Origin of the sequence: Variovorax paradoxus, from assembly GCF_030815975.1 — a bacterium.
In the GTDB taxonomy this organism is placed as follows: domain Bacteria; phylum Pseudomonadota; class Gammaproteobacteria; order Burkholderiales; family Burkholderiaceae_C; genus Variovorax; species Variovorax paradoxus_N.
The window spans coordinates 4,324,112-4,343,186 of sequence record NZ_JAUSXL010000002.1; the positions used below are offsets into that span (position 1 = coordinate 4,324,112).

19 protein-coding genes and 1 tRNA gene are annotated in these 19,075 nt (G+C 67.1%); 14 read left to right on the plus strand and 6 right to left on the minus strand.

Features of this window, described 5'->3' with window-relative positions; translation table 11 throughout:
- Positions 1–26 precede the first annotated feature (26 nt).
- The 5 genes from QFZ47_RS23985 to QFZ47_RS24005 all read right to left on the minus strand — a co-directional run bounded on the left by QFZ47_RS23985 (position 27) and on the right by QFZ47_RS24005 (position 3,463).
- The gene (locus QFZ47_RS23985) at positions 27–818 is read right to left on the minus strand and encodes a M90 family metallopeptidase (protein ID WP_307658017.1); all 792 of its coding nucleotides are present in this window, start codon (positions 816–818) and stop codon (positions 27–29) included.
- An 8-nt stretch (positions 819–826) separates the two neighbouring features.
- Positions 827–1,597, minus strand: a complete 771-nt coding sequence (locus QFZ47_RS23990) for a UDP-2,3-diacylglucosamine diphosphatase (protein ID WP_307659002.1) — start codon at positions 1,595–1,597, stop codon at positions 827–829.
- Between the two features lie 51 nt (positions 1,598–1,648).
- Positions 1,649–2,161, minus strand: coding sequence for a peptidylprolyl isomerase (locus QFZ47_RS23995; protein ID WP_307658018.1), 513 nt, complete (start codon positions 2,159–2,161; stop codon positions 1,649–1,651).
- A 30-nt stretch (positions 2,162–2,191) separates the two neighbouring features.
- Entirely contained in the window at positions 2,192–2,791 is a 600-nt protein-coding gene (locus tag QFZ47_RS24000) for a peptidylprolyl isomerase (protein WP_307658019.1), read from the minus strand.
- An 81-nt stretch (positions 2,792–2,872) separates the two neighbouring features.
- On the minus strand, positions 2,873–3,463 hold the full coding sequence (locus QFZ47_RS24005; RefSeq protein ID WP_307658020.1) for a tetratricopeptide repeat protein: 591 nt from the start codon (positions 3,461–3,463) through the stop codon (positions 2,873–2,875).
- Positions 3,464–3,654: 191 nt separating this feature from the next.
- Between QFZ47_RS24005 and cysS the strand changes: the two genes are divergently transcribed.
- The 13 genes from cysS (at position 3,655) to fae (ending at position 16,224) form a co-directional block, all read left to right on the plus strand.
- Complete coding sequence (gene cysS, locus QFZ47_RS24010; protein ID WP_307658021.1) at positions 3,655–5,031, plus strand: cysteine--tRNA ligase; 1,377 nt, start codon at positions 3,655–3,657, stop codon at positions 5,029–5,031.
- Between the two features lie 17 nt (positions 5,032–5,048).
- Positions 5,049–5,702, plus strand: coding sequence for a DNA-3-methyladenine glycosylase family protein (locus QFZ47_RS24015; protein WP_307658022.1), 654 nt, complete (start codon positions 5,049–5,051; stop codon positions 5,700–5,702).
- Positions 5,703–5,718: 16 nt separating this feature from the next.
- On the plus strand, positions 5,719–6,699 hold the full coding sequence (locus tag QFZ47_RS24020) for an acetyl-CoA carboxylase carboxyltransferase subunit alpha (protein WP_307658023.1): 981 nt from the start codon (positions 5,719–5,721) through the stop codon (positions 6,697–6,699).
- 23 nt (positions 6,700–6,722) lie between these two features.
- Entirely contained in the window at positions 6,723–7,700 is a 978-nt protein-coding gene (tilS, locus tag QFZ47_RS24025; protein ID WP_307658024.1) for a tRNA lysidine(34) synthetase TilS, read from the plus strand.
- Positions 7,701–7,770: 70 nt separating this feature from the next.
- Positions 7,771–9,039: an aspartate kinase gene (locus QFZ47_RS24030; protein WP_307658025.1), complete on the plus strand. Its 1,269-nt coding sequence runs from the start codon at positions 7,771–7,773 to the stop codon at positions 9,037–9,039.
- A 26-nt stretch (positions 9,040–9,065) separates the two neighbouring features.
- A tRNA-Ser gene (locus tag QFZ47_RS24035) sits at positions 9,066–9,158 on the plus strand.
- A 227-nt stretch (positions 9,159–9,385) separates the two neighbouring features.
- Complete coding sequence (locus tag QFZ47_RS24040; RefSeq protein WP_307658026.1) at positions 9,386–10,432, plus strand: beta-ribofuranosylaminobenzene 5'-phosphate synthase family protein; 1,047 nt, start codon at positions 9,386–9,388, stop codon at positions 10,430–10,432.
- Positions 10,433–10,510: 78 nt separating this feature from the next.
- Complete coding sequence (locus tag QFZ47_RS24045) at positions 10,511–11,428, plus strand: NAD(P)-dependent methylenetetrahydromethanopterin dehydrogenase (RefSeq protein ID WP_307658027.1); 918 nt, start codon at positions 10,511–10,513, stop codon at positions 11,426–11,428.
- Between the two features lie 17 nt (positions 11,429–11,445).
- A complete protein-coding gene (locus tag QFZ47_RS24050) occupies positions 11,446–12,597 on the plus strand; it encodes an ATP-grasp domain-containing protein (protein WP_307658028.1) in 1,152 nt (383 codons plus the stop codon).
- Complete coding sequence (gene mch / locus QFZ47_RS24055; protein WP_307658029.1) at positions 12,594–13,601, plus strand: methenyltetrahydromethanopterin cyclohydrolase; 1,008 nt, start codon at positions 12,594–12,596, stop codon at positions 13,599–13,601. The genes QFZ47_RS24050 and mch overlap by 4 nt, the downstream gene beginning before the upstream one ends.
- A 147-nt stretch (positions 13,602–13,748) precedes the next feature.
- Positions 13,749–14,687 carry an ATP-grasp domain-containing protein gene (locus tag QFZ47_RS24060; RefSeq protein WP_307658030.1) on the plus strand — a complete coding sequence of 313 codons (939 nt, stop codon included), beginning with the start codon at positions 13,749–13,751 and terminating at the stop codon, positions 14,685–14,687.
- On the plus strand, positions 14,687–15,628 hold the full coding sequence (locus QFZ47_RS24065; RefSeq protein WP_307658031.1) for a triphosphoribosyl-dephospho-CoA synthase: 942 nt from the start codon (positions 14,687–14,689) through the stop codon (positions 15,626–15,628). Before QFZ47_RS24060 ends, QFZ47_RS24065 begins: the two co-directional genes overlap by 1 nt.
- Before the next feature lie 83 nt (positions 15,629–15,711).
- Positions 15,712–16,224 carry a formaldehyde-activating enzyme gene (fae, locus tag QFZ47_RS24070; protein WP_307658032.1) on the plus strand — a complete coding sequence of 171 codons (513 nt, stop codon included), beginning with the start codon at positions 15,712–15,714 and terminating at the stop codon, positions 16,222–16,224.
- 77 nt (positions 16,225–16,301) lie between these two features.
- Here fae and QFZ47_RS24075 read toward each other — a convergent pair whose 3' ends face one another.
- Positions 16,302–16,733, minus strand: a complete 432-nt coding sequence (locus QFZ47_RS24075) for a dihydroneopterin aldolase (RefSeq protein WP_307659003.1) — start codon at positions 16,731–16,733, stop codon at positions 16,302–16,304.
- A 294-nt stretch (positions 16,734–17,027) separates the two neighbouring features.
- On the opposite strand from QFZ47_RS24075, the gene QFZ47_RS24080 reads away from it, so the two are divergent.
- Positions 17,028–19,073, plus strand: coding sequence for a sigma-54-dependent Fis family transcriptional regulator (locus tag QFZ47_RS24080; RefSeq protein WP_307658033.1), 2,046 nt, complete (start codon positions 17,028–17,030; stop codon positions 19,071–19,073).
- Positions 19,074–19,075 lie beyond the last annotated feature (2 nt).

A 19,075-nucleotide genomic window follows, 5' to 3' on the forward strand; every position in this document is an offset into this window, starting at 1 on the left:
TTTTCTTTTGCTCGGCCGCGCGGCGATCAGGGCTTGCCGCGGCCGAAGAATTCGTCGAAGAGCGCGAGCACCGAGGGAAAGTCCCGCGCGAAGGCCGCGCGGTTCACGAAGTAGGCCTCGCAGGCCACGGCGAAGAATTCGCTGATCGAGGTTGCGCCGTAGTCGTCGAGCCAGGGCGGCTCCGCGCCGAAGCGTTCGGCCAGGATGGTCTTCTCGCGAAAGTCTTCGTAGGCGGGCTGCAGCACGGCGAGCCAGGCGGCCCGGGCCTCGCGTGCGCTGCGCCTGCCCGCGAAGCCGGGCGGCAGCGGCGGGCAGCCGTCGGCATCGCCTGCGCGCATGTCGATCTTGTGGGCGAATTCATGGATCACCACGTTGTAGCCGCCCTCGCTCGTGATGCTGCTCGCGAGCACGTCCTGCCAGCTCAGCATCACCGGTCCGCGGTCCATCGCTTCGCCGGACACCACCTCGTCGTATTCGTGCACCACCTGTGCGTCGTCGACGATCTTCCGGCGCGCGACGACCTCCGACGGATGGACCACGATGCCGACGAAATCGTCGTACCAGTCCAGCCCGCCCTTCAGGTTCAACACCGGCAGCACCGCCTGGGCCGCAATCGCGAGTGCAACCTCGTCGGTGATGACGAAGCCCTGGGTGCCATGGAATTCCTTGTCGCGCAGAAATTCAGCTGCCAGGGTGCGCAACCGCTGCTGCGCGGCGACGGACAGTGCGCCAAGGAAGGCATAGCGCTCGAGCGTGGCGCGCCAGGCGGCATCGGGAATCGGAGGCAGGGCGCGCAACCGGCGCAGCCACTTGAACATCGCTAGCGCTAGCGCAGGTCGACGCGCTGCGCGCCGGCGCTGGAAAGGCACAGCAGCTGCGCGCGCGGCGGACGGGCCGCGGCGTCCCAGTCGCTGAGCACGATGCGCTGGAGCCCGTCGCCCAGGTCGTGATCGGCCGGGCGGTGCGTGTGGCCGTGCACAAGCGTGCGTGCGCGCGCCTGCTGCAGCCACTGGCGCGCGGCGCCGCCGTCCACATCGGCCCAGACGGCCGAGGGATTGCGCTTGCGGTCTTCGCTTTGCGCGCGCATGGAGCGCGCGAGCGCGCGGCGTTCGGCCAGCGGCCTGGCCAGGAAGGCGGCCTGCCATTCGGGCGTGCGCACCTGGGCTCGGAACTTGAGGTAGTCGGTGTCGTCCAGGCAAAGGATGTCGCCGTGGCTCAGCAGCCAGCGTTCGCCATGCAGCACCAGCACCGTGGGGTCGCCCAGCAGCGTGAAGCCGCATTGGGCGGCGAGCGCCGGGCCGACGAGGAAGTCGCGGTTGCCGTGCATGAAGTACACCGGCAGCCGCTCGGCCGCGCGGCGCAGCAGCTCGGCGCATTCGGCCTCGAAGCCGGGCAGGGCGGCTGCGTCGTCGCCCACCCACACTTCGAACAGGTCGCCGAGGATGATGAGCGCATCGGCCGGCGTGGTCTGAAGATAGCCGCGCCAGGCCTCGAAGGTGGCGGGCTCGTCGGCCTGCAGGTGCAGGTCGGAAATCAGATCGACGGTGCGCCACGCGGGCGGTGCGAGCAGTTCCTTGAAAGCCGGATGTGCCGCCATGTTCACTGGTGCACCCTTGGCGCTGCGCTCATGCCGCGTGGCATCCGTTCGTTATTCCGCGACGAGAACGGCCTTTTCGATCACCACGTCCTCGAGCGGCACGTCGTCGTGGAAGCCCTTGCGGCCCGTCTTCACGGCCTTGATCTTGTCCACCACGTCGGTGCCGCCGGTGACCTTGCCGAACACCGCGTAGCCCCAGCCCTGTGCCGAAGGGGCGGTGTGGTTCAGGAAGCCGTTGTCGGCAATGTTGATGAAAAACTGGGCGGTGGCCGAGTGCGGCGCACTGGTGCGGGCCATGGCCACGGTGTAGTTGTCGTTCTTGAGGCCGTTGTTGGCTTCGTTCTCGATTTCGGCGCCCGTGGGCTTTTGCTTCATGCCGGGCTCGAAGCCTCCGCCTTGCACCATGAAGCCCGGGATCACGCGGTGGAACACCGTGTTGTCGTAGTGACCGTTCTTCACATAGTTGACGAAGTTCTCGGCCGACTTCGGCGCCTTGGCGCTGTCAAGTTCGAGCGTGATCACGCCGTAGTTCTTGATGTGCAGTTCGACTTTGGGGTTGCTCATGGGGGAGTCCTTCCTTCGGATGTTCGGAAATTATTTCGCCAGTGTGGCGGACTTGATGACGATGGGTTCGAGCGGCACGTTCTGCATGCCGCCCTTGTTGCCGGTTTGCACGGCGCGGATCTTGTCGACCACCTCGGTGCCGGCCACGACCCGGCCGAACACCGTGTAGCCGTAGCCGTCGGGATTGGGCGCGTTGAGCGAGTCGTTGTTCTTCACGTTGATGAAAAACTGCGAGGTGGCCGAATTCGGATTGCCGGTGCGGGCCATTGCAATTGTGTACCTGTCGTTCTTCAGGCCGTTGCCGGCTTCGAGCGGGATGGCCGCGCGCGTGGGTTTTTGTTGCATGTCGGCCGTGAAGCCGCCGCCCTGGATCATGAAGCCGTCGATCACGCGGTGGAACACGGTGCCGTCGTAGTGCTTGTCCTTGACGTACTGCAGGAAGTTCTCGACCGTCTGGGGCGCCTTGGCCTGGTCGAGCTCGAGCAGGATGTCGCCGGCCGAGGTGGCGAGCCTCACGCGCGGACCGGGCTGCTGCGCATGAACGGCGCCGGCAAGGGCCAGCGAGGCAGCCAGCATGAGCGCGCTGCGGCGGCTGAAACGGGTGGACAGGGAAAGGGCTTGGATCGTCAAGGAAGGCTCCGTGTTCGAATGATGTGGGGCGCGGGCCGGGCAATGCAAGCTGCCGCGGCCGACGCGTTGCCGGCGGCTGCGTTACTTGCTGACGCGGCCGACCGGCTTGCGAACTTCCGGCGGTGGCGCCGGCAATGCCGCGGCATCGGCTTCGGACTTGGGCGAGAAGATCTGGCGGATCAGCGAGAGCTTGGGCGCCACGCTGGCGGTGGTGCTGGCGAATTGCTGCGCCCGCACATATTCCTGGGCTGCCAGGCGGGCGTACACATCGCCGAGGTTCTCGTGCGCGGTGGCGTAGTTGGGGTTGAGCTTGAGCGCCTGTTCCAGCGCGGCGCGCGCCTGGTCGAACTTGCTCTGCGATGCGTAGAGCGCAGCCAGGTTGTTGTAGGGCTCGGGCAGCTCGGGAAAGTCTTGCGTCATTTGCGTGAACGCGGCAATGGCCTCGTTCTGCTTCTTCTGCTCGGTGAGGATCACGCCGCGCAGAAAGCGCATCTGCGGATCGCGCGGCTTGCCGGCAATGTAGGCATCGGCCTTGGCGAGCGCCTCGTTCGACTTGCCCTGGCGCAGCAGCTGATTGACGTCGTCGTAGTCGTTGGCGTAGGCAGCGGAACCCCACAGGCTGAACAGCAGTGCAAAGGCGATGGAGAGTTTGGAGAACGCAACGTGCTTCATGAAGCCTCGGCAGGGTTGGGAAATGCGGGCTTCGAAAACACCCGGAATGCACACGGCAGCAGCCGTTTATACTGCGATGATTGTAGCCGAGGGGCCATGTCCAACCCCTCGTGGCCACTGTCCCGTCACCCCTGAAATACACAGTCGTTCGCCCGTACCGCACGAGCGCGAAGCGACGCTTTCCGAGCCTCATGAGTCTGCGCATCTACAACACGCTTTCGCGTGAACTGGAGGAGTTCTCCCCATTGCAACCGGGCCGGGTGCGCATGTACGTGTGCGGCATGACGGTCTATGACCTCTGCCATCTGGGCCATGCCCGCTCGATGATCGCCTTCGACCTGGTGCAGCGCTGGCTCAAGGCCGGCGGCCATGCCGTCACCTACGTGCGCAACATCACCGACATCGATGACAAGATCATTCGTCGCGCTGTCGAGAACGGCGAGACCATCCGCTCGCTCACCGATCGCATGATCGACGCGCTGCATGAAGACGCCGATGCGCTCGGCATCGAGCGGCCTACCCACGAACCCCGCGCCACCGATTACATTCCGCAGATGCTGTCGATGATCGGCACGCTCGAGAAGAAGGGCCTGGCCTACCGCTCGGACAACGGCGACGTGAACTACGCGATTCGCAAGTTTCCCGGCTACGGCAAGCTCAGCGGCAAGTCCATCGACGAGCTGCATGCGGGCGAGCGCGTGGCCGTGCTCGACGGCAAGGACGATCCGCTCGACCCGGTGCTCTGGAAGAGCGCGAAGGCGAGCGAACCCGACGAAGTGAAGTGGGCCAGCGAGTTCGGCCCCGGCCGCCCCGGCTGGCACATCGAGTGCTCGGCCATGGCCTGCGAGCTGCTCGGCGAAACGCTCGACATCCATGGCGGCGGCGAAGACCTGCAGTTCCCGCACCACGAGAACGAAATTGCGCAGAGCGAAGGCGCGACCGGCAAGCCGCTGGCCAACTACTGGATGCACAACGGCTTCATCGTGACCGACAACGAGAAGATGTCCAAGAGCCTGGGCAACTTCTTCCTGATCCGCGACGTGCTCAAGAAGTACGACGCCGAAACCATCCGCTTCTTCGTCGTGCGGGCGCATTATCGACGCCCGCTCAACTACAGCGACGTGCACCTCGACGACGCCCGCGCTTCGCTCAAGCGGCTCTACACGGCGCTCGACCTGGTCGCGCCGCAGGCAGTGGCCATCGACTGGAACGATCCATATGCAGCGCGCTTCAAAGCCGCAATGGACGAGGACTTTGCAACGCCCGAAGCCGTTGCAGTGCTGTTCGACCTGGCGGGTGAAGTGAACCGCACGCAGTCGCCCGCGCAGGCCGGGCTGCTGAAGGCGCTCGGCGGCTGCTTGAACATCCTGCAGGACGATCCGACGCGCTTCTTGCGCGCCGGCACCACGCTCGACGAAGCCACCATCCAGGCGCAGATCGATGCGCGCGCCGCCGCCAAGGCCGCGAAGAATTTCGCCGAAGCCGACCGCATCCGCAACGACCTGCTGGCGCAGGGCATCGTGCTCAAGGATTCGCCCACCGGCACAACCTGGGCCGCAGCGCAGTGAACGGAACCACCAATCCCATGCCTGCTTCTTCGAAAAATCCGGCGGTTCAGATCTTCACGCCCGATTATTGGGAAGAGGCCTGCAAGCATCTGGCCAAGAAAGACCGCGTGATGAAGCGGCTGATTCCGAAGTTCGGCGATGCCTGCCTGGAGTCGCGCGGCGATGCGTTCACTACGCTCGCACGCAGCATCGTGGGCCAGCAGATCTCGGTGAAGGCCGCGCAAACCGTGTGGGACAAGTTCGCGCTGCTGCCGCGCAAGCTGACGCCGGCCAACGTGCTCAAGCTCAAGGTCGACGACATGCGCGGGGCAGGGCTGTCGGCGCGCAAGGTCGAATACCTGGTCGACCTGGCCATTCATTTCGATTCGGGCGCCGTGCACGTCGATTCATGGAAAGACATGTCGGACGAGCTCATCATCGAGGAGCTCGTGGCCATTCGCGGCATCGGCCGCTGGACGGCCGAGATGTTCCTCATCTTCCACCTGATGCGCCCCAACGTGCTGCCCGTGGACGACCTGGGCCTGCTCAACGGCATCAGCGTCAATTATTTTTCGGGCGATCCGGTGAGCCGCAGCGATGCCCGCGACGTTGCCGTGGCCTGGGCGCCGTATTGCAGCGTGGCAACTTGGTATATTTGGCGATCGCTCGACCCGGTACCGGTCGCATACTGAACAACAGGAGAAGACGTTGGCGAAACGAACCTTCCTCGACTTCGAGCAGCCCATTGCTGAACTCGAAACAAAGATCGAAGAACTGCGCTATGTACAGACCGAATCGGCGGTCGACATCTCGGAGGAAATCGACCAGCTCGGCAAGAAAAGCCAGCAGCTCACCAAAGACATCTACAGCGACCTGACGCCCTGGCAGATCACCAAGATCGCGCGGCATCCGGAGCGCCCCTACACGCTCGACTACGTCAACGAAATCTTCACCGACTTCGTCGAACTGCATGGCGACCGGCACTTTTCCGACGACCTCTCCATCGTGGGCGGCCTGGCGCGCTTCAACGGCACGCCGTGCATGGTGCTCGGCCACCAGAAGGGGCGCGACACCAAGGAGCGCACCGCGCGCAACTTCGGCATGAGCAAGCCCGAGGGCTACCGCAAGGCGCTGCGCCTCATGAAGACGGCCGAGAAGTTCAAGCTGCCGGTCTTCACCTTCGTGGATACGCCCGGCGCCTATCCGGGCATCGACGCCGAGGAGCGCTGCCAGTCCGAAGCCATCGGCCGCAACATCTACGAAATGGCGCAGCTCGAGGTGCCGATCATCGTCACCATCATCGGCGAAGGCGGCTCCGGCGGCGCGCTGGCCATTTCGGTGGGCGACCAGCTCGTGATGCTGCAGTATTCGATCTACTCGGTCATCAGCCCGGAAGGCTGCGCCTCCATTCTCTGGAAGACCAGCGACAAGGCGCAGGAAGCGGCCGATGCCCTCGGCATCACCGCGCACCGCCTGAAGGCGCTGGGCCTGGTCGACAAGATCGTGAACGAACCGGTCGGCGGCGCGCACCGCGACCATCGCCAGATGGCCGCTTTCCTCAAGCGTGCGCTCAACGACGCCTTCCGCCAGGTCAGCGACCTGAAGCCGAAGGAACTGCTCGATCGCCGCTACGAACGCCTGCAGAGCTACGGGCGCTTCAACGACACCAAGGCCGACACCGGCAGGTAAGCAAGCCAGCGCGCTGCTCCTCCATGAACGAAGCCTTCGAACGCGCCATGGCCGCGTTCGAGCCGGCGCATCTGCCGCTGGCGGTGGGCTTCAGCGGCGGTGCGGATTCCACGGCGTTGCTGGCTGCGTGCGCATCGGCCTGGCCGGGGCAGGTGCTTGCCTTTCATGTGCACCATGGCCTGCAGGCTGCGGCCGATGACTTCGAACGCCATTGCGCTGCCGTGTGCGAGCGCCTCGGCGTGCCGCTGGTGGTGCACCGCGTGGACGCACGCCACGCGCGGGGCGACAGCCCCGAGGATGCGGCACGCCGCGCCCGCTATGACGCCTTTGCAGCGATGGCGCGCATGGATACGGCGCTTGGCGCTATCGAATCCATAGCCCTGGGGCACCATGCCGATGACCAGGTCGAAACCCTTCTGCTAGCTCTTTCCAGGGGCGCGGGCCTGCCGGGCCTGGCCGCCATGCCCGCGCATGCACGGCGCAACGGTCTGGACATCTACCGTCCGCTCCTGGCGGTGCCCGGCGCCGACATTCGGGCATGGCTGAAAGACCTCGACCTGCCCTGGATCGAAGACCCGACCAACGAGGACGAGCGCTACACCCGCAACCGGATCCGCGCCGTGCTGCTGCCTGCGCTGGCGCAGACTTTTCCCCAATTCCGCGCCACCTTCGCCCGCAGCATCGGCCACGCCGCGCAGGCGCAGGAGCTGCTGGGCGAACTCGCGGCGCAGGATCTGGCCGTGGTGGGCAACCCGCCCCGCATCGCCGCGCTGCAGGCGCTTTCGCGTGCGCGGCAGGCCAATGTGCTGCGGCACTGGCTGATGCTGGCGCACGGCTGCGCGCCCAGCGCGGCGCAGCTCGACCAGTTGCTGGACCAGGTCCGCGCCTGCACCACCCGCGGCCACCGGATCCACCTCAAGGTGGCCCAAGGATTCGCCCTGCGCATGGGCGATCTGCTGCATTGGTACAATTCCGGGCCCTCGCCCAAGGCTTCGCGCTGACGGCTTGCAGGGCGCCGCGCTGGCACTCGGGAGTGCAGCGGCGGCCCTTCCCATTTCTCTGAATTCACCCATGGCATTGATCGTTCACAAATACGGCGGTACGTCGATGGGCTCGACCGAGCGCATCAAGAATGTCGCCAAGCGCGTTGCCAAGTGGGCGCGCGCCGGCCACCAGATGATCGTGGTCCCGAGTGCCATGAGCGGCGAAACCAATCGCCTGCTCGGCCTGGCCAAGGAGCTTGCGCCGAGCAAACCGAGCGACGCCCACGGGCGCGAGCTCGACATGCTCGCCTCGACCGGCGAGCAGGCTTCATCCGCGCTGCTGGCCATTGCGCTGCAGGCCGAAGGCATGGAGGCCGTGAGCTACGCGGGTTGGCAGGTGTCGGTGCGTACCGACAACTCCTACACCAAGGCGCGCATCGAGAGCATCGACGACGAGCGAGTGCGCGCCGACCTCGACGCCGGCAAGGTCGTGGTCATCACCGGCTTCCAGGGCGTGGACGACAACGGCAACATCACCACGCTGGGCCGCGGCGGCAGCGACACCTCGGCCGTGGCCATTGCAGCCGCGATGAAGGCGCACGAGTGCCTGATCTACACCGACGTCGACGGCGTCTACACCACCGATCCGCGCGTGGAGCCCGATGCGCGCCGCCTCTCGACCGTGAGCTTCGAAGAGATGCTCGAGATGGCGAGCCTGGGCTCCAAGGTGCTGCAGATCCGCTCGGTGGAATTCGCCGGCAAGTACAAGGTGCCGCTGCGTGTGCTCTCGAGCTTCACGCCGTGGGACATCGACATCAATGAAGAGGCCAAGTCCGGCACGCTGATCACTTTCGAGGAAGACGAAAACATGGAACAAGCCGTCGTATCCGGCATCGCTTTCAACCGCGACGAAGCCAAGATCTCGGTGCTCGGCGTGCCCGACAAGCCGGGCATCGCGTATCACATCCTCGGTGCCGTGGCGGACGCCAACATCGAAGTCGACGTGATCATCCAGAACCTCAGCAAGGACGGCCGAACCGACTTCAGCTTCACCGTGCACCGCAACGAGTATGCGAAGACGGTCGACCTGCTGCAGTCGAAGGTCATGCCCTCGCTGGGCGCGACCGAGATCGTGGGCGACACCAAGATCTGCAAGGTCAGCATCGTGGGCATCGGCATGCGCAGCCACGTGGGCGTGGCCAGCAAGATGTTCCGCGTGCTGAGCGAAGAGGGCATCAACATCCAGATGATTTCCACCAGCGAGATCAAGACCTCGGTCGTGATCGACGAAAAATACATGGAATTGGCCGTGCGCGCACTGCACAAAGCCTTCGACCTGGACCAACCGGCCGCCTGATGGTGGCATAATCTCGGCTTCTTTCAGGAACTGTGACCGAGTGGCCGAAGGTGCTCCCCTGCTAAGGGAGTATGGGGTGTAGAGCCTCATCGAGGGTTCGAATCCCTCCGGTTCCGCCAGATAGCAACAAAAACGCCCCTCACGGGGCGTTTTTCATTGGGAGGCTGCGCCGCGCAGCTGCCCCTGCCGCGGCCCCCGCACGCCGTGACACATTGTCCCGCTCCTGGGACATCGCCGGCCCCCTGAAGGCGCCCGGGCCCTGGTTGCCCCCTCTAGGCGCACGGGCGGAACGGCCCTTGCTATGACAAGCGAGTCCATGACCTCGCCTCATCGCCCATCGCCGCCCATGACTTCCGCCGACCTCGCCTTTGCTTCCAGGCTCGACCAGGGCGTTCGCACGGTGAGCGTGAGCGCGCCCGGGCGTCTGCACCTGGGTTTTCTGGACCCTTCCGGTTCGCTGGGGCGTGCGTTCGGCAGCCTGGGGCTGGTGATCGAGGGCTTCACCACCGACGTGGAGTTGTCGGCCTCCGCATCGTCGGACCAACTGGCGGCCGACACGCCGGCCGGCGAGGCGGAGCTGGCCCGCGCCGCGAGCTATCTGGCGGTGTTGAAGCAGCGCAGCGGCCGCCACGCGCCGCTCTCGCTGCAGCTGCGGCATGCGCTGCCGGCGCATGCAGGCTTCGGCTCGGGCACGCAGCTCGCGTCGGCGATCGGGCGGGCCTTTGCCGAATGGCATGGGCTCGACCTGGACACGGGCACGCTGGCGCACTGGCTGGGCCGCGGCCTGCGTTCGGGGATCGGCATTGCGGGTTTCGACAGCGGCGGCCTGCTGCTCGATGGCGGCCCCGGCCCGGACGGGCTGCCCGCGCCGCTGCTGTCGCGCATCGAGTTTCCCGAGGAATGGCGCGTCGTCGTCGTCCAGGACCCCGCGCACAAGGGCCTCTCGGGCGGCGCGGAGAAGAAAGCCATTGCAGCCTTGCCGCCGTTGCCGCAGGCGGGCGCGGCCGAGATCTGCCATCAGGTTCTGATGCGCGTGCTGCCTGGTGCCGCGCGCGCGGAGTTCGCGCCGTTTGCCGCGGGCATCAACCGCATGCAGCAACTGCTCGGCGAGCACTTCGCGCCGGCGCAGGGCGGCATCTACACAAGTGCCGCGGTCGGGCGGCTGATGCACTGGTTCGCAGACGCGAGCCGCGGGCATGACGCGGCCATCGGCCAGAGTTCATGGGGCCCCACGAGTTTTGCGATCGTGCCCTCGCAAGTGCGGGCCGAGATGCTTGTCGATGCGGCGCGCGCCGCCGGGCGGCTCGACCCGCGGCTGGAGCTGCGCATCGTCGCCGGCCGCAATCGCGGGGCGGTGGTGCGCGACCGGACCGCGGAGCCGCGCAAGCGCTGAATCCGCAGCTGCCGCTGTTGCAGACCTTTCATCCATCGCCATTCCTTCCACACACAACCAACACCAACGCAGGCCCACATGGAACGTCCCCGCATCCTCCACATGTTCACCCCCGGCCGACAGATGAGTCCGTTCGACATCAACATGGCAGCGGACGCCGGCTACCAGATCATCGTGCCCTACTGCGAAGTGGGCCTGGACCGCATCACCGGGCTGACGCAGGACACCATCTTCTCGCGCGGGCCGAAAGGCGTGGCGCGCACCGGCATCTTCATCGGCGGACGCGATGCGCAGCTGGCGGCCGACATGCTCGAGCGCGCGCGAACCTCGATGGTCAAGCCCTTCGTCGTCTCGCTGATGGCCGACCCGAGCGGCGCCTACACCACAGCCGCGGCCATGGTGGCCTGCGTCGAGGCCGCGCTGAAGCGCCACCATGCCCAGGGCCTGGAAGGCCAGCGCGTGGTGATCCTGGGCGGCACGGGCCCGGTGGGCCGCGTGGCGGGCGTGATCGCAGCGCAGGCTGGTGCCGATGTGTACCTGTCCAGCCGCAACGGCATCGATGCGGCGCAGGAGGCGGCCGACGAAACCGGCCAGCGCTTCGGCGTGAAGCTGCATGGCCTCTCGGGCGGCGACCCCGACGCCGTGCGCCGCTCCATCGCCGATGCCGACGTGCTGCTGGCCTGTGCGGCCGCGGGCGTGCAGGTGGTGTCGACCGAGGCGCTCGGTGCCGCGACGCGGCTCAAGGTTGCGGCCGACGTGAACGCCGTGCCGCCCGAAGGCATTGCCGGCGTCGGCGTGATGGACGATGCCAAGCCGCTGGCCGGCACGCAGGCCGTGGGCATCGGCGCGCTGGCGGTGGGCAACGTCAAGTACCAGACGCAGCATCGGCTGCTGGTGCAGATGTGCGAGGCCGAGAAGGCGCAGGTGCTGAGCTTCGCCGAAGCGTTTGCGGTGGCACGCGCGTTTCTCGTCGAGCAAGCCGGAAAGACGGCTTGAAGAAGCCAGCCCGCGCAATGCAGACGATCGCCGTTGCCGCCATCTCCGCGCGCGCCATGGCCGAGGCGGCGGCGAGCGACGGCTTCAGGGTCGTCGCGCTCGATCTGTTCGGCGATGTCGACACGCGCCGCGCTGCGTCGCGCTGGCTGCCCATCGGCACAGCCGGCAGTTTGCAGATCGAATCCGAAAGCGTCCTGGCTGCGTTGCGCACGCTCGCGCGGGAGGGCGAGCAGGGCGAGCCGGTGCTGGGCTGGATCGCGGGCAGCGGCTTCGAGGGCGAGCCCGAATTGCTGGAAGAGGGCGCTGCCGTGCTGCCGCTGATCGGCACCGCGCCCGCAGCCGTGCGGCGCCTGCGTGATCCGGCGGCCTTCTTCGGCTTTCTTGCGGCGCACGTCATACCGTTTCCGCAGGTGCTGCTGCAGCCGCCCGAGGACCCTGCGGGATGGCTGATGAAGGACGCGCAGGGCTGCGGCGGCTGGCATGTCCGCCATGCGCCCTGGTCGATGGACGAGCCGCCGTCTTCGCACCACTACTTCCAGCGCGAAATGGCCGGGCTGCCGATGTCGGCCACCTTCATTGCCAACGGCCGCGACGTTCATGTGCTCGGCTTCAACGAGCAGACCGTGCGCCGCTTCGGTACGCGGCCTTTCGTGTTCTGCGGCGCGGTCGGGCCGGTGCCCGTGGCGGAAGACATGGCGCGCCGCGTGACAGCCATCGCGCGCATGCTGACGGCGGAGTTCGAACTGCGTGGCCTGTGCAGCCTCGACTTCATGCGCGACGGCGATGCCATCGGCGTGCTCGAAGTCAATCCCAGGCCGCCGGCCAGCATGAGCCTCTACAGAACGCCGGCCGGTTCGCCGGGCGTGATGCAGGCGCATGTGCGTGCCTGCCTGCATGGCGAATTGCCACCGCCGGTGCCATCGCATGCGCAAGAGGTCGAGGGCATCGAGATCGTGTTCGCGCGGCAGCCGTTGCAGCTCGACGCGGCCGCGGCACAGCGTCTCGCGGCATGGTCCGGCATCCGCGACCTGCCCGAAGCCGGCCAGCGCTTCGACATCGACGACCCCCTGTGCACCCTGACCGCGAGCGGAAGCAACGCGCAGCAGGTGCGCGCCCGCTTGAGCGAAGGCCGCGAGCGGCTGCTGCAATCACTGGAGACCAAGGCATGAGCAACACATCCTCGCCCACGGCCGCGTCGGGCCTGAGCGTCAACCTGCTGGCCCGGCCGCTGGTCGAGCGCCTGCTGGCCGATGCCGATGCGCTCGGGCTGCAGCTGCGCCGCGACGACACCGGTGCGCGCATTGTCGATGCCGGCATCGAGGCGCGCGGCAGCGTGGCGGCCGGCCTGCAGATCGGCGAGATCTGCATGGGCGGGCTGGGGCAGGTGAACCTGCGCAGCAGCGGCAGCACCGAGGGCTGGCCCACGTGGCTCGACGTGCGCAGCTCGCAGCCGGTGCTGGCCTGTCTCGGCAGCCAGTACGCGGGCTGGAGCCTGGCGGCCACCAAGGAAGAAACCGGCGGCAAGAAGTTCTTCTCGCTCGGCTCGGGGCCGGCGCGCGCGCTGGCGGTCAAGGAAAAGCTCTTTGGAGAACTGGGCTATCGCGACCATGCGCCCTGCGGCGTGCTGGTGCTCGAAGTCGATCGCACCCCGCCGAAGGTCGTGATCGACAAGCTGCTGCGCGATTGCGGCCTGGCCGCGGAAGCGCTGACCCTGATCCTCACGCCCACCACCAGCCTCGCGGGCACGACGCAGGTGGTGGCGCGCGTGCTCGAGGTAGCGCTGCACAAGGCGCACGAGCTGGGCTTTGCGTTGGGCAACATCGTCGAGGGCGCCGGCACCGCGCCACTGCCGTCGCCGAGCGCCGATGGCGTCGAGGCCATGGGGCGCACCAACGATGCCATCCTGTACGGCGGCCGAGTGCACCTGACCGTTCGCGGCGACGACGACGCGGCACGCGAATTGGCCCGCGCGCTGCCTTCGCGCAATTCGCGCGACCACGGGCGCTCGTTCGCCGAGATCTTCAAGGAGGTCGAGTACGACTTCTACAAGATCGACGGCGCGCTGTTCGCCCCGGCCGAGGTGTGGGTCAGCAACATCGACAGCGGCAACACCTGGCACGGCGGCGCGCCCGATATGGCGCTGCTGCAGCGCCTGTGGCTGCAGGAAACCTGAAATGAACCGCATGCTCGCAGGTCTTCTTCCAGAAACACCGCGGAACCGGCTTTGCCGGGCCGCTGGTGTTGCCCCCTGCAAGGGGGTTGGCGAAGCGACACGAAGTGCGCGAAGACTGGGGGTGTGCCAGTGACTCGAGTCGTCATCATGACGGACGAAATCGGCTGGCACACGCGCCAGCTGCAGGCCGCATTGCGCGCGCGCGGTGCGGTGGGCCGCTGCGTCGACCTGGCCGACTGCAACATCGACACCAGCGCGGCGTGGCATGGCCTGGTCATTCCCGGCTACGGCCGCGAGCTGCCCGATGCAGTGCTGGTGCGCGGCATTGCCGGCGGAAGCTTCGAGCAGGTCACCAAGCGCCTGGGCGTACTGCATGCGCTGCGCGAACTGGGCGTGCCGGTCTACAACGATGCGCGCGCCATCGAGCGCTCGGTCGACAAGTCGATGACCAGCCTGCTGCTGCATGCCGCGCGCATTCCCGCACCCGCCACCTGGGCCACCGAATCGGCGGCGCAGGCGCGGCGCATCGCGATGCGCGAAACGGCCGCGGGCCATGCGCTGGTGCTCAAGCCCCTGTTCGGTTCGCAGGGCAAGAACCTGCAGCTCGTGGGCGAGGTCGACGGCGTGCATCATCCGATGCCCGACATCGACGCGCGCTACGCAGGCCTGGCCTATCTGCAGCGCTTCGTCCCGCCCATGGCCTCACCGGGTTTCGACTGGCGCGTGATGGTGGTGGGCGGACGCGCCGTGACCGCAATGCGCCGCGTCAGCGCGCACTGGATCCACAACGTGGCCCAGGGCGCGCGCTGTGAACCGGCGGAGCTGGCGCCCGCGCTCGCGCAACTGGCCGAAGGCGCGGCGCAGGCGCTGGACATGGACTACGCGGGCGTGGACCTCATCGCCGCGGCCAGCGGGCCGAAGATCCAGGTGCTCGAGGTCAACGGCGTGGCCGCCTGGCAGGGGCTACAGCGCGTGACGGGCTTCAACATCGCGCGCGCCATCGTCGACGACCTGCTCGACCGCAAGCTCGCGCAGGCGCGCCGCCTCGTGCAGCAGAGCCTGCCGCTGCCGGAGCGCCGCGCCTGATGATGATGACGAACGCGCGGCAGGCGACCATCGAACGCGCGAGGGCCTGCTTTCTGCGGGCCTGCTGGCTCGACGTTGCGGTGCGCAAGCCTGGCAACGTGAGCCTGGACTCGCCCGGCCACGGCATGCAGGCCTCGATGTTCGTCGCCAGCGCACAGGCTGCGGCCGGCGCGCTGTTCGAGCCCGGCCTGCGCGTGGGAGCGCGCATCGAGGCCGCGGTGGCGGCCACCTGGGCAGTGGCGGGATGCAACACCAACCTCGGCATCCTGCTGCTGTGCGCGCCGATCGCGCTCGCGGTGGAGCAGCATCCCCATGCCGCAACCCCCGCGGCCTTGCGTGCCGCCGTGGAGTCGGTGCTGGCCACGCTCGACATCGACGATGCCCGCGCCGCCTATCGCGCGATTGCGCATGCACATCCCGGTGGCCTGGGTACAGCGCCGGCCGAGGACGTGCGCGATGCGCCCAGTGTCGACCTGCGCGCCGCCATGGCCCTTGCCGCGGACCGCGACCTCATCGCGCGCCAGTACCGCGACGGATTCGCGGACCTGTTCGCCCTGGCGTTCCAAGAGCCGGTCGATGCAGCGGGCTGCGGCGCCGCGTCGGCCGATGCGCCGCCCGATGCCGCCACTGTGGCTTTCGTCCAACGGCTCTACCTGGCTTGCCTGGGCGCCTTTCCCGATTCACACATTGTTCGAAAACACGGCGAGCGCGTGGCACAGACTGTCATGACGGCGGCGCAGGCCTGGCGCGAGCGCGCTGGCGCGGGCGTGGCGCTCGACGCCGACCCCGGCTTCGCCGCCTGGGACGTTTCGCTCAAGGTCGCAGGCGTCAACCCCGGAACCAGCGCCGATTTCACCGTGGCGGCGCTGCTGCTTTCGGGCTGGATCCGCTCGTGCGCAGCGCCCGCGCGCGAGGCTGCGAATGGATGGCACGGATCGTGATACCCATGGCTTTGCGCTGGTCTTCCTGACCGGTGTCGTATTGACCCTAATCACCTTGGACCTCTGAGAGGAGACTCGAAACCATGGCAAAAATAGATCGACTGATGGTGGGCGAATCGCTCGTCGGCGACGGCAACGAAGTAGCCCATATCGACCTGATCATCGGACCGCGCGGCGGCGCTGCCGAGACCGCCTTCGCCAACGCGTTGACGAACAACAAGGACGGCTTCACTTCGCTGCTCGCAGTCGTGGCTCCCAACCTGCTGACCAAACCGGCTACCGTGATGTTCAACAAAGTGACCATCAAGGGCGCCAAGCAGGCGGTGCAGATGTTCGGGCCGGCGCAGCGCGCCGTGGCGCTGGCGGTGGCCGACAGCGTCGAGGATGGCACCATCCCCATGGCGGAGGCGGACAACCTGTTCATCTGCGTCGGCGTGTTCATCCACTGGCTTGCCGACGACGACAAGAAGATCCAGGACTACAACTACCAGGCCACCCGCGAGGCCATCCAGCGTGCCGTGACCGGCTCGCCGACGGCAGCGGAAGTGGTGGACAAGAAAGGCACGACGGCACACCCGTTCGCAGCCCACCTCTGAACCGCAAAACAAAAAACCGACGCGTGAACCGCGTCGGTTTTTTTCTTGCTGCCGCATGGCGCGGCCGTATCGAGTGTTCAGTGCTTGGCGGGAACCATGCCGCTGGCAAGGAAGTTCAGCACGGTTGCGCCAGGTGTGGACTTCGAAGCGTGGTGCGTGGGCGCATGGCGTTCGATCTGCACGCCCACGGCCTGCACATCGTCGAACTTGCGCGGCTTCACGACCTTCACGCGAACCCAGCTGGCGCCGAACTCGTCGATGAGGATGTCGGCAATGGCTTCGGCAAAGGCCTCGAGCAGTTGCAGCCGATGCTCGGCCATCAGCCGCACCAGCCGCTCGCGCACCACGCCATAGTCGATGGTGTCGCCGATGCGGTCGGTGTCGCAGGCGCGTGCACGGGGCACTCCGGCATGCACGTCGATCAACAGAGGCTGCGGATGATGCAGCTCGGAGTCGTGGATGCCGATCACCGTCTGGCCGCTGAAGCCCTCGATGAAGATCAGGTCCATGGGCGCGGATGCCTCGGCCGCCTCGGGCGATGCGTTCGGCGCATTCGAAAGGCGGGCGATGGAAGGACGCGGGCTGGTGTTCATCAAGTGGTGTCTCCGGTGATCGAATGTGTTTGAAAGTGTGTCTGGCGGCATGCAAGCCCACCCCGGCAGGACTCATCCACGCAAAATGCAGGCCACAGACCGGACCCGCTCCGGCATTGCCAGTGCTTGGTGTTTCACCGGGTGCGCGGCAGGCCGGCAGGCACAACAATGGGCCGAACGAGACATGATGGAACGCGCCGGAGAACTCCAATGACATTGACGCTGAGACAAGGCGATCGACACGCTGACCGTGTGCTCGACGTGGTGAGGCGAGGCTTTCACGAAGAGGGCAACGATCTGGTCACGCGCTCGTGGAGCCGCTGCCTGAACCAGTACCAGCTCGATCCGGGCCGCCCGCGCGAACCGGTGGTCATTGCATCGTCGGCGCTGCAAAGCCGGCGCAACCAGCATGCCGACGTCATCGAGTGCGCGCGCTACGAGATGACCACGCTCTACCAGCAGCTCGCCGATGCCGAGTCCGCCGTGGTGCTGACCGATACCGACGGCGTGATCGTGCACATGGTGTCCTCGCCCGAGTTCGCCACCGAAGCGGAGCCCATGGGCCTGCGCGCCGGCGGCATGTGGGGCGAGGCCGAGGCCGGCACCAACGGCATGGGCACCTGCCTGGCCGCGGCCCATCCGATCTCCGTGCGGCGCGAAGAGCATTTCTTCAGCCACTTCACGCAGCTCACCTGCTCGGCGGTGCCGGTGTTCGATCCGTCCGGCGAGATCATCGCGGTGCTCGACGTCACCAGCCGCTCCAGCCTGATGCAGCAGCACGTGCTGGTGCTCCTGGGCATGACGGCGCGCATGATCGAGAACCGGCTCATCGACAAGCGCTTCTCGAATGCGCATCCGCTGCACTTCCACAGCCGGCCCGAGTTCGTCTACACGCTGCATGAAGGCAAGCTCGCGGTCGGCGACGACGGGCGCATCCTCGCGGCCAACCGCAGCGCCTTGTTCCAGCTGGGCCTTCAGTCGATGGCCGAGATCCGCACGCAGCGCATCGACGACCTGTTCCAGACCTCGCTCGAAGACATCGTCCAGCGCAGCCTTTCTTCTTCATTCCATCCGGTGGTGGCCTACCGGGCCAATGCGGCGCTGCGCTTCTTCGCGGTGGCGCGGCGGCCGGCCTCCGATGCCGCCACGCCGGCGCGTGCGCGCGTGGCCGGTGCGGGCGCGGCTTCCATGGTGGCGGAGACGGGCGCCGAAGCGTTTCGTGCACCGCTGCGGCCGGCGGCCGCGCGTGCGCCTAGCGTTCGCACCTTCAAGGACGCGCGGCTGGTGGCGCACCTGGACACCGCGCGGCGCGTGGTCGCGCGCCGAACCCCCGTGCTGCTGTGCGGCGAGACGGGCTCGGGCAAGGAAGTGTTCGCGCGCGCCATCCACGAGAGCAGCCCGCATGCCGAGGGCGCCTTCGTTGCGGTCAATTGCGCGAGCCTGCCCGAGACGCTGATCGAATCCGAACTCTTCGGCTACAAGGCCGGCGCATTCACCGGTGCACAGCGCAGCGGGCGGCGCGGCAAGATCCTGCAGGCCGACGGTGGCACGCTGTTTCTCGACGAAATCGCCGACATGCCGCTGGAGCTGCAGGCCCGGCTGCTGCGCGTGCTTGACGAGCGCCAGGTCACGCCGCTGGGCACCGAGGAAACCCATCCGGTGGATTTCCAGCTCGTGAGCGCCAGCCACCAGCATCTGCCGAGCCTGGTGCGCGACGGCCGCTTCCGCGAAGACCTCTACTACCGGCTGGCCGGCATCGAACTCGACCTGCCCGCCTTGCGCGATCGCTCCGACAAGCGCGAACTCATCCACGACGTGCTGAAGGACGAGGGCGGCAGCGACTCCAGGCTCGGCGAAGAGGCCGAGCGCCTGCTCATGGCCTATTCGTGGCCCGGCAACCTGAGGCAATTGCGCCACGTGCTGCGCAGTGCCGCCGCGCTGGCCGACGGCAAGACCATCACGCGGGAGCACCTGCCTTCGCTGGCCGCGCGGCCCGTGCCATCACCACTGGCCGCGCTGCCCCAGGCTGCAGTGGCCGACCCGGCCGATGCCGCATCGGACGCGGCGCCGGCCGATGCGGCACCGCCCATCAAACAACTCAACCCGATCCAGGCCAACGAGCGGCAGGTGCTGTTGCAGATGCTCGAGCAGCATCGCTGGAACGTGAGCAACGTCGCCAAGGCGCTCGATGTCAGCCGCAACACCTTGTACCGAAAACTCCACAAGCTTCACATCGAGATCTCTCCACCCGATTGAGC

What these genes read in the sequence shown, in the direction of transcription:
- QFZ47_RS23985 (WP_307658017.1), bottom strand. Translation starts at nt 818, where the DNA reads ATGTTCAAGTGGCTGCGCCGGTTGCGCGCCCTGCCTCCGATTCCCGAT.
- QFZ47_RS23990 (WP_307659002.1), bottom strand. Translation starts at nt 1,597, where the DNA reads ATGGCGGCACATCCGGCTTTCAAGGAACTGCTCGCACCGCCCGCGTGG.
- QFZ47_RS23995 (WP_307658018.1), bottom strand. Translation starts at nt 2,161, where the DNA reads ATGAGCAACCCCAAAGTCGAACTGCACATCAAGAACTACGGCGTGATC.
- QFZ47_RS24005 (WP_307658020.1), bottom strand. Translation starts at nt 3,463, where the DNA reads ATGAAGCACGTTGCGTTCTCCAAACTCTCCATCGCCTTTGCACTGCTG.
- cysS (WP_307658021.1), top strand. Translation starts at nt 3,655, where the DNA reads ATGAGTCTGCGCATCTACAACACGCTTTCGCGTGAACTGGAGGAGTTC.
- QFZ47_RS24015 (WP_307658022.1), top strand. Translation starts at nt 5,049, where the DNA reads ATGCCTGCTTCTTCGAAAAATCCGGCGGTTCAGATCTTCACGCCCGAT.
- tilS (WP_307658024.1), top strand. Translation starts at nt 6,723, where the DNA reads ATGAACGAAGCCTTCGAACGCGCCATGGCCGCGTTCGAGCCGGCGCAT.
- QFZ47_RS24030 (WP_307658025.1), top strand. Translation starts at nt 7,771, where the DNA reads ATGGCATTGATCGTTCACAAATACGGCGGTACGTCGATGGGCTCGACC.
- QFZ47_RS24040 (WP_307658026.1), top strand. Translation starts at nt 9,386, where the DNA reads ATGACTTCCGCCGACCTCGCCTTTGCTTCCAGGCTCGACCAGGGCGTT.
- QFZ47_RS24045 (WP_307658027.1), top strand. Translation starts at nt 10,511, where the DNA reads ATGGAACGTCCCCGCATCCTCCACATGTTCACCCCCGGCCGACAGATG.
- QFZ47_RS24050 (WP_307658028.1), top strand. Translation starts at nt 11,446, where the DNA reads ATGCAGACGATCGCCGTTGCCGCCATCTCCGCGCGCGCCATGGCCGAG.
- mch (WP_307658029.1), top strand. Translation starts at nt 12,594, where the DNA reads ATGAGCAACACATCCTCGCCCACGGCCGCGTCGGGCCTGAGCGTCAAC.
- QFZ47_RS24060 (WP_307658030.1), top strand. Translation starts at nt 13,749, where the DNA reads ATGACGGACGAAATCGGCTGGCACACGCGCCAGCTGCAGGCCGCATTG.
- QFZ47_RS24065 (WP_307658031.1), top strand. Translation starts at nt 14,687, where the DNA reads ATGATGATGACGAACGCGCGGCAGGCGACCATCGAACGCGCGAGGGCC.
- fae (WP_307658032.1), top strand. Translation starts at nt 15,712, where the DNA reads ATGGCAAAAATAGATCGACTGATGGTGGGCGAATCGCTCGTCGGCGAC.
- QFZ47_RS24075 (WP_307659003.1), bottom strand. Translation starts at nt 16,733, where the DNA reads ATGGACCTGATCTTCATCGAGGGCTTCAGCGGCCAGACGGTGATCGGC.
- QFZ47_RS24080 (WP_307658033.1), top strand. Translation starts at nt 17,028, where the DNA reads ATGACATTGACGCTGAGACAAGGCGATCGACACGCTGACCGTGTGCTC.